Below are 13,530 nucleotides of genomic sequence, written 5' to 3' on the forward strand. Positions count from 1 at the left end.
CGAAGGCGGCTCCTCGTCCTGGGCGCCGGGGACGTCCGTCCCCTGCCGGGCCGGGGAGACCGGTCAGTAATAGCGTCGGGTATCGGCCCGGTGAGCGCCCTTGGGGATGACGACGATGCCCGATCCGGTCACGTGGAAGCGCTTTTTGTCTTCCTCCAGATCGTAGCCGATGCGCTCGCCCGGCCCGATGACATTGTAACGGTCCACGATCACCCGTTTAAGCCGGGCCCCGGCGCGCACGATGGTGTAGTCCATCACGATGGAATCTTCAACCACCACGTCCTCCTCCAGCAAGACCTCCCGGCGCAGCACGGAATTGCGCACCGTGGCGTCCTTGATCAGGGAGCCGGCACCCACGTCGCAATTCTCTAAGGTAGCACGGGCGATGGCCGCCACCGGTCCCTGATAGCCGCTGGAGAGGATCGGCCAGCGGGGGTTGAACAGGTTGAAGCGGGGCTCTATCCCGAGGGTGTCGCGATGGGCGGCGTAAAAGGCGTCGATGGTGCCCACGTCGCGCCAGTAAGCGGGCTCCTCATAGGAGCGCACGCCGGGCACCTTGTTCTTGGAAAAGTCATAGGCGAACACCCGGTGGCTGGCGATCAGCCGCGGGATCACGTCCCGGCCGAAATCTTTCTCTCCCAGACGCCGGGCTTCGTGCAGCGCTTCGATCAGCACCTGGGTATTGAACAGGTAGTTACCCATAGAGGCGAAGGCCCGCTGCGGATCCGACGGCATGGACGGTGGCGAAGCTGGCTTTTCCACGAAGCCGATGATGCGCCCGCTGCGATGGGCGTCGATGACACCGAAGGCGCAAGCCTCCCGGATGGGCACCGGCAGAGCCGCCACCGTGACGTCGGCTTCCCGCTCCAGGTGGAAGCGCGCCATCTGCCGTATGTCCATCCGGTAGACGTGATCGGCGCCGAACACCGCCACTAGATCGGGGGCATGGGGCTCGAGCAGATTGAGGTTCTGATAGACCGCGTCCGCCGTGCCCTGGAACCACTCCGGGCCCTCTCGCATTTGGGGCGGCACGATGGAGACGAACTGACCCGGAATGATGGGGGAGAGCACCCAGGCCCGGTGGATGTGTTCGATCAGGGATTGGGACTTGTACTGCACCAGCACGTAGATGGAATGGATCTCGGAGTTGATCAGGTTGGAGAGCACGAAGTCGACGATACGGTAGCGGCCGCCGAAGGGCACCGCCGGCTTGGACCGCTCCGCCGTCAGGGGAAAGAGGCGTGTTCCCTCGCCCCCCGCTAGCACCATCGCCAGAATTTTGGGCCCTGCCATGGGATTTACCCTCCGCGCGAGAGGGAGAGCGCCAGGAGCCCCCGCACCGGAATGGCGACCCAGTCGGGCCGGTTGTCCATCTCGTAGCGCAGCTCGTAGAGCGCCTTCTCCAGAATGAATAGTTCCAGCAGCCGTTGCCAGTGGGCGGGGTCCGCGGGCACCGAGGGGCAGTCGCGGGTGGCACTCCGGTAGCCGGCAAGGAAAGCCTCCACCGCTTGGCTTTCCCACTGCCCAATGGCCGCTTCCAGGGCCTGGCGCTTCTCCTCCGGCTGCCCTGCCTGGTGGCCGATGGCGGCGGCAGCGGCATAGTTGAACGAGCGCACCATTCCCGCCACGTCCCGTAGCGGCGAGTGCTTGGCCCGCCGCTCGGCGAGGGGCCGGGCCGGCTCGCCTTCGAAGTCGATGAAGATGAAGTCGTTCTGGCTGAGCAGCACCTGTCCCAAGTGCAGGTCGCCATGGTAGCGCGTCTTGGTGAGCGCCAGCCCTTCCAGCGAAAGCTTGTCCACCCAGTCGATCATGGCGAGCCGCCGTCCGAGCAGCGCCTCCACCGATGGGCGCACCGCCTCGGGAAGCTGCGGGCGCCGCTCTTCCAAGGCGTCCAGGGTGCGCACCACGTCTTCGTGCACCCGCTGCAACCAGCGCTGGTAGTCCTCGGGGGTCACGGGTTCAGGGTCGAAGGCCGGATCGCCGCTCGGGCGAGCGAACGCTTGGTGCAGCTCGCCCACCCGCCGGCCGAGGGTTTCCGCGAGCGCCAAATACATCCCGTGAGGAGTATCGAGCCGGCGCTCGGGCTCGGGCTGTTCGGCGCTGGCGAACAGGGCCTGGGACAGCCGCTCCAGGTAGTCTACGGTAAAGGCCCAGGCGTTGCCCTGGTTCTCCACGCACTGCTGCAGCAGCGCCAAGGTGATGAGGGCGCCGTCGTTGCGCAGGTACTCCACTGCGCCGAGGACCGGGGCGATATGGGGAAAGGGGGACACGTCGGTGAGAAAGCGCCCGATCTCCAGCTCGGGGCTCACCCCCTCCGACAGACGCCGGTAGCCTTTGAGGTAGAGCTTTTTGCCGAAGAATACGCCCGTGTGACTCTGATCCAGGGCCGGATGGTGTACCGGCTCGTCGATGGCCGACGCGTGGATTGCGTAGGCGGAAGTGCAGGTGAACTTGAGCCGGCCGCGGGCGAAGGGTACTTCCGCGTTGGTGCCCATGGTCCGGGCGAGGGCTCGGCAGAACCGGGGATCACCGAAGGCGCCATAGAGGATACCCATCTTTTCCTTCTGGCGCACCCGGGCGAGGGTCCAGGCGCCGAAACGATGGAGGGGATCCTCGCCTTTTTCCTCCCAGGCGATGGCCAGAGGCAGGAAATAGGTCTGGGTGGGAATGTCCTCGTACTCCACCTCCAGGAACGCCAGCAGCCAGCTTCCTTCGGCGGTGGTCCACTCACCTTCTTCCACCAGCTCGATCCGCTTGACCGCGTGCCCCTTGGCGGCAAACCAGCGCTTGGTGGACATGTAGGGGAGCAGCACCTCCCGCTGCAGCTGCTCCCGGGTGCGGGAGGCGATGAGACGCTTGATGTCCTTCGCCCCACCCTTCGCCTGGAAAAAGGTGCGTAGCCCCTCCAGCAGTACCAGCACCGGAAGCTCCCGATGGGGCAGCTTCTCTTCGTGCCACTCGGGCACCGGCGCTTCGAGAGACAGGACGAAGCCGAAGTAGCCATAGGCCGGGAGGGTGAGCAGATAGGGCAAGTGGCCGATCGGAGGAAAGGAGATGTTGCTCGACAGTTCGACGGGGACGCGGCCGGCAAAGCGGCCGAGATCCAGCTCCACCGCCTGAGGGGTGCGGGACAGGTTGGCGATGCAGAGGATGACCTCGTTGTCGTGCTCCCTCAGGTAAGCCAAGATCTTGCGGTTGCCGGGCTCGAGGAAGGTGAGGGTCCCGCGCCCGAAGGCGCGATGGTCCTTGCGCACCTGGATGAGTCGCCGGGTCCAGTTGAGCAGGGAGCTGGGATTGCGCGCCTGGGCCTCCACGTTGACCGCCTGGTAGCCGTACACCGGGTCCATGATGGGGGGCAGGTACAGGCGCTGAGGGTCGCAGCGGGAAAAGCCCCCGTTGCGGTCGATGCTCCACTGCATGGGGGTACGCACCCCGTTGCGATCCCCCAGGTAGATGTTATCGCCCATGCCGATCTCGTCCCCGTAGTACAAGATGGGCGAGCCGCGCAGGGTCATGAGGAGCCAGGTCATGAGCTCAATCTTGCGCCGGTCGTTGTCCATGAGCGGGGCAAGGCGCCGGCGGATGCCCACGTTGAGGCGCATGCGCGGGTCGGCGGCGTACATCCGATACAAATAATCCCGCTCCCGGTCGGTCACCATCTCCAGGGTGAGCTCGTCGTGGTTGCGCAGGAAGATGGCCCACTGGCAGTTGTCGGGGATGTCCGGCGTCTGGCGCATGATCTCGATCACCGGGTGACGATCCTCTTGGGCGATGGCCATGAACAGGCGCGGCATCAGAGGGAAGTGATAAGCCATGTGGCACTCGTCCCCGTCGCCGAAATACTCCCTCACATCCTCCGGCCACTGATTGGCCTCGGCCAGCAGCATCTTGTTCTTGTAATGGGCATCGATCTCCGCCCGGATCTGCTTGATCACGGCATGGGTCTCCGGGAGGTTCTCGTTGTTGGTGCCCTCCCGCTCCACCAGGTAGGGGATGGCGTCCAGCCGCATCCCATCCACTCCCATGTCCATCCAGAAGCGCATCACGCGGATGACTGCTTTCAGCACCCGCGGGTTGTCGAAGTTCAAGTCCGGCTGGTGGCTGAAGAAGCGATGCCAGTAGTAGGCCTTGGCCACGTCGTCCCAGGCCCAGTTGGATACCTCGGTGTCGGTGAAGATGATGCGCGTACCAGCGTATTTCTTGGCGGTTTCGCTCCACACGTAGAAGTTGCGCTTGGACGAGCCGGGCGGGGCTCGCCGGGCCGCCTGAAACCAGGGATGCTGGTCTGAGGTGTGATTGATCACCAGCTCAGTGATGACCTTCAGGCCTCGCCGGTGGGCTTCCCGCATGAACACCCGGAAGTCATTACGGGTGCCGTAGTCAGGGTGCACGTTATGGTAGTCGGAAATGTCGTAGCCGTCGTCCTTGAGGGGCGAAGGGTAGAAGGGCAGGATCCAGATCGTGTTGACCCCCAGCTCCTGTACGTAGTCGAGCTTGGCGGTGAGCCCCCTGAAGTCTCCGATCCCGTCATTGTTGGAATCGAAGAAGGCCTTCACGTGGAGCTCGTAAATGATCGCATCCTTGTACCAGAGGGGATCGTCGGCCCAGGTAAAGACCTTGGGGGCCCTTTCCGGTGCCAGCAACTCGCGGGTCGGCTGATCCACGGCGCGCGCCTCCTCACATAAAGTAGTCGAAGTCCCGTTCGGTGCGCACGCGCCGGCGCAGCCGAAACACATGACCCATGCCCGGAGCGAGCTGCACGAAATTGCGCGCCCCGGTCCACAGATACCGGGCGCCGGAAAGGAGTTCGTGCATCTGGTAGGAGGAGCGGGGATCCAGGCCCAGGGCCTCCAGGTCGAGCTCCACCCAGCCGGCCTGGGCATGGTAGGGATCCAGGTTGACCACCATCACCATGACGTTAGACCCGTCCTCGGAGGATTTCATATAGGCGATCAACTGATCGTTGTCCACCGGCAGGAACCTGAGGCTCCAGTCCGCCTGGAGGGCAGGGTTTTCCCGCCGGATGGCGTTCACCCGGGCGATCAGGTCCCGCAGGCTGTCGGAGCGGTCGAGGTCCCAATGGCGCAGCTGGTACTTCTCCGAGTCCTTGTATTCTTCGCTGCCCGGTTCTCGGGGTTCGCGCTCTTGCAGCTCGAAAGCTGGCCCGTAGATTCCATAGCTCGCCGCCAGGGTGGCCGCCAGTAGCAGCCGGCAGGTGAAGGCCGGCCGGCCGCCGAACTGGAGGAATTCGGTGAGGATGTCAGGGGTGTTGGGCCAGACGTTGGGCCGGAAGTACTCCCGCCCCTCGCCCTGGGTGAGCTCGGTGAAGTAGGCGGTCAACTCCTGCTTGGTGTTGCGCCAGGCGAAGTAGGTATAGGACTGGGTGAAGCCCAGCTTGGCGAGCCGGTGCATCACCTTGGGTCGCGTGAAGGCTTCCGACAGAAAAATCAGCTCGGGGTGCTTGCGCTTGAGCTCCCCAATCACCCACTCCCAGAAAGGGAAAGGCTTGGTATGGGGGTTGTCCACGCGAAAGATTCTCACACCCTGCTCGATCCAGAACTCGAACACGCTTTTGAGCTCCGCCCACAAGGAGGCCCAGGCCTCCCCCTCGAAGTGGAAGGGGTAGATGTCCTGGTATTTCTTGGGCGGATTTTCCGCGTACTGCACCGTGCCGTCCGGGCGCCAGCGGAACCATTCCGGGTGCTCCTTCACGTAGGGATGGTCCGGCGCGCACTGGAAGGCGATATCCAGCGCGATCTCGAGGCCGTGTTCCCGGGCCTTCTCCACCAGGCGGCGAAAGTCAGCGAGCGTGCCGAGCTGGGGATGCACCGCCTTGTGGCCTCCTTCTACGGCGCCGATGGCCCAGGGGCTGCCCACGTCATCGGGGCTGGCCTCCAGGGTGTTGTTTTTCCCCTTGCGGCGCACCCGGCCGATGGGATGAATCGGAGGGAGGTAGAGCACGTCGAAGCCCATGGACGCGATGTAGGCGAGCCGCGCCTCCACGTCCCGGAAGGTGCCGTGACGGCCCGGCTCGGGGCTGGCGGAACGGGGGAACAGCTCGTACCAGGTGGAAAAGCGGGCCCGCACCCGGTCCACCACCACTTCCAGCTCCCGGCCGGCATGGGCGGCCAAGCGCCGGTCGGGATGGCGCATCGCCAGCTCTGCGAGCCCCTCGTCCAGGCCGATACGGCGCGCCTCCCCGGCTTCCCGGCCTTGCGCCAGGCGCCCGGCCCACTCCCGCAGCGCTTGGGCCTCAGTCGTGGGCGCCCGCTCGGCCGCCTCGAGGATCAGTCTGGCGCCCACCTGGGCGGCCACCAGGATGTCCTCGGCTTCGGAGCGGCGGGCAAACTCGTGCCGCCAGGACAGGAAAGGGTCCACCCAGGCGGTCACGGTATAGCGGTAGCGGCCCAGGCGCTCTACCGGGAAGCTCCCGCGCCAGCGGTCGTTGCCCAGGGGCTTCATCGCCGCCTCACGCCACTCGCTGTCCGCCTCGTGGCGGTAGCGCAGCACGCAGACCAGCACGTCGTGGCCATCGGCGAAGGCATCCGCTTCCACCACCACCCGCTCGCCGATCACCCGCTTGATGGGGAAGCGGCCGCAATCCACCTCCGGGCGCACAGCCTCGATCACCGCCCGTACGCGCCCGTCCCGGGGGGCGGCAGACACCTTCTCAGGCAGGGTCTGGGGGGCGTCCACGTTCATCCCTCGTGGGTAAAATAGAGCACAGCGAGGGGCGGGAGGGTGAGGGTGAGCGAGTGGAAGCGCCCGTGGGCGGGCACCGGAGCAGCTTCCACGCCGCCCAGGTTGCCAGCGCCGCTTCCCCCATAAAAGGGCGAGTCCGAGTTGAGCGCTTCTCGCCAGAAGCCCCGGTGGGGAACGCCCACGAGGTAGTTCTGGCGCAGGACCGGAGTGAAGTTGCACACCACCAGGATCGTACGCTTGCGGTCCCGGGAGAAGCGCAAAAAAGAAAGAACACTCGCCTGGGCGTCGTGGCAGTCCACCCACTCGAAGCCTTCGTGATGGAAGTCCAGCTCGTACAGCGCCGGTTCGGTGGTGTAGAAGCGGTTCAGGTCCGCCACCCACTGCCGCACTCCGCCGTGCTCCGGATACTGCAGCACGTGCCACTCCAGGCTTTCGTCGTGCTGCCACTCTCGCCGCTGGCCAAATTCCCCCCCCATGAACAATAGCTTCTTGCCCGGGTGGGCCCACATGTAGCCGTAGAGCAGGCGCAGATTGGCGAACTGCTGCCAGCAGTCGCCTGGCATTTTGCCGATCAGGGAACCTTTGCCATGCACCACCTCATCGTGGGAGAGGGGTAGGACGAAGTTCTCGTAAAAAGCGTACCAGATGCTGAAGGTGAGCCGGTCGTGGTGATACTTACGGTAGATGGGATCCTGGCGCATATAGTCCAGGGTGTCGTGCATCCAGCCCATGTTCCACTTCATGCCGAAGCCCAGGCCTCCCAGGTAGGTGGGGCGCGATACCATGGGCCAGGAAGTGGATTCCTCGGCGATGGTCTGCACGTCAGGGTAGGCCTGGTATACCAGCTCGTTCAGCTTGCGCAGAAACGCGATCGCCTCCAGGTTCTCCTTGCCGCCGTAGGCGTTGGGGACCCATTCGCCTTCTTTGCGCCCATAGTCCAGGTACAACATGGAGGCGACCGCATCCACCCGCAGCCCGTCGATATGGTACTTGTCCAGCCAGAACAGGGCGCTCGATAAAAGGAAAGCCCGCACTTCGTGGCGTCCGTAGTTGAAAATGTAGCTGTTCCATTCGGGGTGAAAGCCCTGCTTGGGATCGGCGTGCTCGTAGAGATAGGTACCGTCGAAATAGCACAGTCCGTGACCGTCGCTGGGGAAATGGGAGGGGACCCAATCGAGGATCACGCCTATGCCGTGCTGATGCAGCGTGTCCACCAGGTACATGAAATCCTGGGGAGTGCCGTAGCGGGCGGTGGGGGCGAAATAGCCGGTCACCTGGTAGCCCCAGGAGCCGAAGAAAGGATGTTCGGTGATTGGTAGCAGCTCCACGTGGGTAAAGCCCATGCTTTTTGCGTACTCGGCCAGGGGCAGCGCGATCTCCCGGTAGTTAAGCGAACGGTGACCGTCCTCGGGCACGCGGCGCCAGGAGCCCAGGTGTACCTCGTAGATGGAGATGGGGGCGTCCAGGGCGTTACGCCGGCGTCGGCTCGCCATCCATTCCTGGTCGTGCCACTCGTAATCCAAGCGCCAGGCGCGGGAAGCGGTCTGGGGGGGTATTTCCCAGTAAAAAGCGAAGGGATCGCCCTTATCAGCCTGGTAATCGTGGAAGCGGGAATGGATGCGGTACTTGTACGCTTGCCCCGGGCGCACGTGGGGCACGAAACCCTCCCAGATACCGGAGCCGTCATCCCGAACCCGCAGAGGGTGGGCGGCGGGGTCCCAGTCGTTGAAATCGCCCATGACGGATACATGGCGAGCGTTGGGCGCCCACACGGCGAACCGGGCACCCGGGAGGCCACCCTCGCTCGTGAAATGGCAGCCCATCTTCTCATACAGACGAGCGTGGTTGCCTTCCTTGAAGAGATAGATGTCGTGCTCGGTGAGCACAGAGGCGGCGGCGCGTTCGCCGGTCAGGTCCATCATGAGGTTCAAACCTTTCCCTTGGCCGGGCACGCGGGCACTTCGGTTGGGGCTTGGCCCGGGAACCGAAGTCTTCGGATGCCCGGCGCTGCGCAACAGCTCGAAACCGCTGACGGATGCGCCCGCGCAAAAGGGGGCGCGCCGATGGAGTGGACGCTTCTTGTGCGAAAGCTCGACGCTCACTATAGCACAGCACACTCCACGGGCCAACCCGCGCATGATTCACCGTCAGAAGGTCCTCTCCCGAGCGGGGGACGCGATGAACGACATGATTTGCCGCGGACGATTGGACGGGGGACAGCCGCGCCGGGGGACAAGGGGCGCGCTCTTGCGGCGGCAGCTAAGGGATCAAAACGCGGCCACCAGGCGTCGCAGTGGTGTCTTGCCTGCGCCCATTCTTCAGGACGTCCGCGCGGGTTTGGGCCGCATCGCCTCCCCGGAGGGAAGAGGACGCGACGTTTTGGGCACTTGCCTTTCGGAGGGCCGTTTCATCCCGACCCGGCGCCGGATCCACCGCGGTCCTCGAGCCCGCAGACGTCCCAGGGCAGGACCGGGGAACGGATACCCCGCGGTTCGGTCCTCCCCGTGGGAACCCGGGATGGGGTCAGCCCTGGAGCCCGAGCACACCCCGTGTTTCACACCTTGCCGAGCAAGGCGATGCTTCGTTCAAAAGGTCCCATGTACCTCATCGCCGTGATCATGGAGCCCTGGAATTTGAGCTTCTTGGTAAGCAGGGCCGCGCGCCCCGACAGGGTGCCCTCGCGCAGGCGCTGCCAGTTTTCCTCGCTTGCCTTCATCACGAAGTCGGGCTTGGCGGGCGCCCTCTCCCACGCCGTAGCCGTCGCTTTGCCGTCCTCCACCCGCAGGAAGGCGCTGGGACGGGAGCCGTCTTCCCACCCGTATTCGATCCAGGCGGTAAACCCCTTGAGCCCCTGCACCAGCATGGGATCGGCATTCCACGCCAGCCGATAGCGCTCGGCCCAATCCGCAGTCAGAAAGTCCTCCATGCTTTTCCTTTCATGGATGAGGTTAAAAGGGCCGGCCATCTGGCCGGCCGCAACGGTCAGGACGTCGAAAGCGCTTTGTAAATCTCGTTGAACGAGGCTTCCCCGACCCGGGCGAAGACACCTTTGTTGCCCATTACGCATACCGCGTATTTAGGGCCCGCCACGGCGAATCCCGTGGCGGGTGTCCAGCCCGACTCGCCGCTCATGGCGGTATAACCGTCGGCCTGCATCCGCATCATGTGCATATTGGCCGCGCACATGGCCGCTGCCATGGCCGCCTCATCCTCGGTGATGTCTCCGACATAGCCGGTGAGCTTGCCGTCGTCGGAAAAGGTGCCGGCGGCGAACACACCCTTGAGTTTGAGCAGTTTTTTGAAATCAGTCATGGTTCCTCCTCACAGGGACGCCAGAACTTCGAAGGCTTTGTCGAAATCCGCGTCTTTGTTGCGCACGAATACCCCCACGTTGCCCACGATGAGGGCGGAATTTTCCGGCCCCGACACGGCGAAGCCCCGCGCGGGCTCGAAACCTTCCTTGCCGGTATAAGCGGTCCAGCCCGAGGCTTGCATCTTGAACATCAGCATGTTGGCAGCACACATCTGGGCGGCGATCTTCGCCGCCTGCAAGCTCACGCTGCCCACGTAGCTGATGAGCTCGCCCGTGGGGGAAAACTCCCCGGCGGCGAAAGCACCGGGAATACTCATGGCCTTTTTCAGGTCTGCCATGGTCTTGCCCTCCTGCATTCGAGACAGGGACGGCCCCTGCGTCCTGGCTCCTGCAAGCCCGATGCCAGTTTGTAAGCCCATGATTCATTGCAGTTTTTTACAATCAGTCGGGGTGCAACTGTTGCAATATATGTTGCAGTTGTTGCAACGCTCAGCTGTTGCCCACCGTTGATCAATGAGTTAGATTTTGTGTTTCCGTTGCGCAACGGGCATCGCCATGGCCCTTTCCCAACTCCTCCAGAACGAAGAAATTCTGGAAGGGCTGCTTGCCGGCCTGGATCAGGGCATCCTTCTGACCCAACTGGACGGCCACGTCTCCTTCGCCAACGACGCCGTGCGGGAGTTGCTGGAGATTCCCGACGAGCGGCCGATCGTCAGCCTCACCGACGTGGGGGGGGTCAATCTCAAGCTCGCCATTACCCGCGGCTTGATCGAACGCGGTTTCGTCGATGCCGTCAGCCGCCGCCAGCAGGGGATCGTAACCATGGAGCGCTGGTTCGATCTGCCCTCGGGACGCCGGTGTCTGGAGTTGCGCACCGGCATCATCGAACGGCCGCGGGGAAGTCCCGTGCGGCTCGTGCTGCTCAGGGACGTGACCGATTTGAAACGGCTTCGGGAGGCCTCGGGGGAGCGCTCACCGCCCGACTTCATCACCCGCGATCCGCAGATGCGGGAAGTGCTGCGGCAGCTTGACCAGGTGGCCCCCACGGAAGCCTATGTGCTGCTGCAGGGGGAGTCGGGCACCGGCAAGAACGTGCTCGCGCGGCAGTTGCACCGGTTAAGTCCCCGCAAGGCGCGGCCGCTCATCGAAGTGAACTGCGCAGCGATTCCCTCGGAGCTGCTGGAGTCGGAATTCTTCGGCCATGTGCGGGGCGCCTTCACCGGCGCCACGAGTGAGCGCATCGGGCGTTTCGCTGCAGCCCACGGCGGCACGCTGTTTCTGGACGAGGTCGGGGAGGTGCCCCTGCACCTGCAGGCCAAGTTTCTGAAGGCGGTGCAGGAACAGAGTTTCGAGCCGGTAGGCTCGAACAAGAGCCAGACGGTGGACGTGCGCATCGTCTCGGCTTCCAACCGCAATCTGAAGGACGCGGTGGAAGCGCGCCAGTTCCGGGCCGACCTGTATTACCGGTTGTCGGTCATCACCCTCCACGTGCCGCCCCTGCGGGCGCGCAAGGCGGACATCCCTCTGCTCATCGATCATTTCCTCGATCGCCTCGTCAGTCGCGGCTACGGGCGGGCGGTGCTTGCCCCTGAGGCGTTGCGGCGGCTTCTGGACTACCCCTGGCCGGGCAATGTGCGGGAACTGGAAAACGCCATGGAACACGCCCTCATCTGTGCGGTGGACGGGGTGATTCGCCCCGAGAGCCTACCTCAGGACGTGCGCGACTACCCCGCCCACGGCGCCGTGCTGCCGCTGGGCGGCGCCGCGGCGGCGGCCAACCCCGATCAGCATCAACGGGGCCAGATCCTGTTCGCTCTCAAGCGCTGCGACGGCAACAAGACCGCTGCGGCGAAGATGCTGGGTATCGACCGGGTGACCCTGTGGCGCCGGATGCGCAAGCTGGGACTGGGTTGATCCGGTCAGGGTGCGACCAGGCCTGGTATTGACGGTCTATTGAAACCTCGTCCGTGCGGACGAGCCGATGAATTCCGTCCCCCCTCTATTCCGAACACTGTGATGCAAGGCACCCTGGAGAGCCGGGGCGCCGGCACCTCCCTGACTTAAGAGAGCGCATGCTGGAACGCTGTCCCCTCGCAGGCAGCCTCCTGCGGCGACACCTGGGAAGCGCAGGCGCCGGATTCGGGGTATCGATCGCTCCGCGGGCTTCACCAAGGCATCGCTTTCGAGGGAGCAGCGCGAGCAGCCGGCGGCCTGCCGCGAAGGCCGGACTCCTGATCCACCCATCCTGCGAGCATGCCGTACACCCAGTTTGAAACTCCCCTGTATGATTGCCACCCCATGGGGAAGGAAGGAGCAGGGCCGCAGGAAGAGCCGTTACTCGCGGAATGCGCGGCGCGAGCAGAGGCGCTGCTTAAGGCGAACCTGACACCCCATGGCATCCGTGCGGCGGCGCCGGGCCGGCACGCCCGGGCGCGGGGCTACGATGCCGTGTTTGCCCGGGATGCGGGCCTGTGCGTGCTCGCCATGGCGCGTTCTCGCGATCCCGACCTCATCCAGGGGGCCCGGGCGAGTCTCGAGACCTTGGCCCGCCACCAGGCGGACAACGGCCAGATCCCCAAGTTCGTGCGCCTGCGGGAGCGAGAGGCCGACTTCTGGTACGTGGGCTGCATCGACGCCACCTTGTGGTGGCTGATCGCTGCCCGCCATTATGTGCAGCTCACCGGCGACCACGCCTTCGAGCGCTCCCACGCCGCGGCAATGGAGCGGGGACTGCACTGGCTGCGATGCCAGGAGCATCCAAAACTGGGGCTCGTGGCGCAAAACGAGGCGGCAGACTGGGCCGACATTATGCCCCGCTCGGGCTATGTTCTCTATTCCAACGCCTTGTGGTACTACGTCAAGCGGCTTTACCGCTTGCCGGGGGAGCGGGAGACACGGCACCACTTCAACCACCTGTTCTTTCCTTTCTCCGGCGAGTTGCCGGAGTACCGTCGGTTGCGCCTGCTCGGCCATTTCGTGCGCCGCAAGGCCCAGAACCGGGAGCTTTATTTGTCCTTCGTCAACTTTTCCTTCTGGGGAGAGGAGGGGGACGTGCTTGGCAATCTCCTGGCGCTGCTGCTGGGGCTTGCTTCCGAGAGCCGCGCCCGGGGCATCCTTCGCGTCCTGGAGCGAAACGAAGTGGAGCGGCCGGTGCCGGTACGGGTGACGCTTTCCCCCATAGAGCCGGGCACGCCCCTGTGGCGTGCCTACATGGGACGGCACCGGCAGAACCTGGCTTACCAGTACCATAACGGCGGGTGCTGGCCCTTCGTCGGTGGCTTCTGGGTGATGGGGCTCGCCGCCCTGGGCGAGAAAGTCAAGGCCCGGGCGGCCCTTGCCCGGCTTGCCCAGACCAACGCCGCGGGCGGCTGGGCTTTTTATGAGTGGTTTCACGGTCGCACCGGCGAACCCATGGGGATGCGGGGGCAATCCTGGAGCGCGGCCGCCTTCCTGCTGGCCCATGCCTCCTTGGCAGGGCGGATCTTCTGAAACGCTTCTGCCTGGAGACCCCACTA

9 protein-coding genes are annotated in these 13,530 nt (G+C 64.6%); 2 read left to right on the forward strand and 7 right to left on the reverse strand.

Features of this window, described 5'->3' with window-relative positions:
• Positions 1-63 precede the first annotated feature (63 nt).
• The 7 genes from V7Q81_RS00755 to V7Q81_RS00785 form a co-directional block, all read right to left on the reverse strand.
• Positions 64-1,293 carry a glucose-1-phosphate adenylyltransferase gene (locus tag V7Q81_RS00755; protein WP_333839361.1) on the reverse strand — a complete coding sequence of 410 codons (1,230 nt, stop codon included), beginning with the start codon at positions 1,291-1,293 and terminating at the stop codon, positions 64-66.
• Positions 1,294-1,298: 5 nt separating this feature from the next.
• Positions 1,299-4,736 carry a maltose alpha-D-glucosyltransferase gene (gene treS, locus V7Q81_RS00760; RefSeq protein ID WP_442954724.1) on the reverse strand — a complete coding sequence of 1,146 codons (3,438 nt, stop codon included), beginning with the start codon at positions 4,734-4,736 and terminating at the stop codon, positions 1,299-1,301.
• Positions 4,678-6,702: an alpha-1,4-glucan--maltose-1-phosphate maltosyltransferase gene (locus V7Q81_RS00765; RefSeq protein ID WP_333839364.1), complete on the reverse strand. Its 2,025-nt coding sequence runs from the start codon at positions 6,700-6,702 to the stop codon at positions 4,678-4,680. Before V7Q81_RS00765 ends, treS begins: the two co-directional genes overlap by 59 nt.
• On the reverse strand, positions 6,699-8,621 hold the full coding sequence (gene glgB / locus V7Q81_RS00770) for a 1,4-alpha-glucan branching protein GlgB (protein WP_442954725.1): 1,923 nt from the start codon (positions 8,619-8,621) through the stop codon (positions 6,699-6,701). Before glgB ends, V7Q81_RS00765 begins: the two co-directional genes overlap by 4 nt.
• A gap of 635 nt (positions 8,622-9,256) precedes the next feature.
• Positions 9,257-9,628 (reverse strand): SCP2 sterol-binding domain-containing protein, encoded by a 372-nt coding sequence (locus tag V7Q81_RS00775; RefSeq protein ID WP_333839368.1) that lies wholly within the window; start codon positions 9,626-9,628, stop codon positions 9,257-9,259.
• 56 nt (positions 9,629-9,684) lie between these two features.
• A complete protein-coding gene (locus V7Q81_RS00780) occupies positions 9,685-10,014 on the reverse strand; it encodes a DUF2173 family protein (protein WP_333839371.1) in 330 nt (109 codons plus the stop codon).
• Positions 10,015-10,023: 9 nt separating this feature from the next.
• Positions 10,024-10,353, reverse strand: a complete 330-nt coding sequence (locus V7Q81_RS00785; protein WP_333839373.1) for a DUF2173 family protein — start codon at positions 10,351-10,353, stop codon at positions 10,024-10,026.
• Between the two features lie 217 nt (positions 10,354-10,570).
• Here V7Q81_RS00785 and V7Q81_RS00790 point away from each other — a divergent pair, with 217 nt between their 5' ends.
• Together V7Q81_RS00790 and V7Q81_RS00795 are read left to right on the forward strand one after the other, a co-directional pair.
• On the forward strand, positions 10,571-11,929 hold the full coding sequence (locus tag V7Q81_RS00790; RefSeq protein ID WP_333839375.1) for a sigma-54 interaction domain-containing protein: 1,359 nt from the start codon (positions 10,571-10,573) through the stop codon (positions 11,927-11,929).
• A 384-nt stretch (positions 11,930-12,313) separates the two neighbouring features.
• Complete coding sequence (locus V7Q81_RS00795) at positions 12,314-13,504, forward strand: amylo-alpha-1,6-glucosidase (protein WP_333839376.1); 1,191 nt, start codon at positions 12,314-12,316, stop codon at positions 13,502-13,504.
• The last annotated feature ends 26 nt before the right edge of the window (positions 13,505-13,530 follow it).

It is taken from the genome of Pelomicrobium sp., assembly GCF_036803785.1.
Lineage (GTDB): Bacteria > Pseudomonadota > Gammaproteobacteria > Burkholderiales > UBA6910 > Pelomicrobium.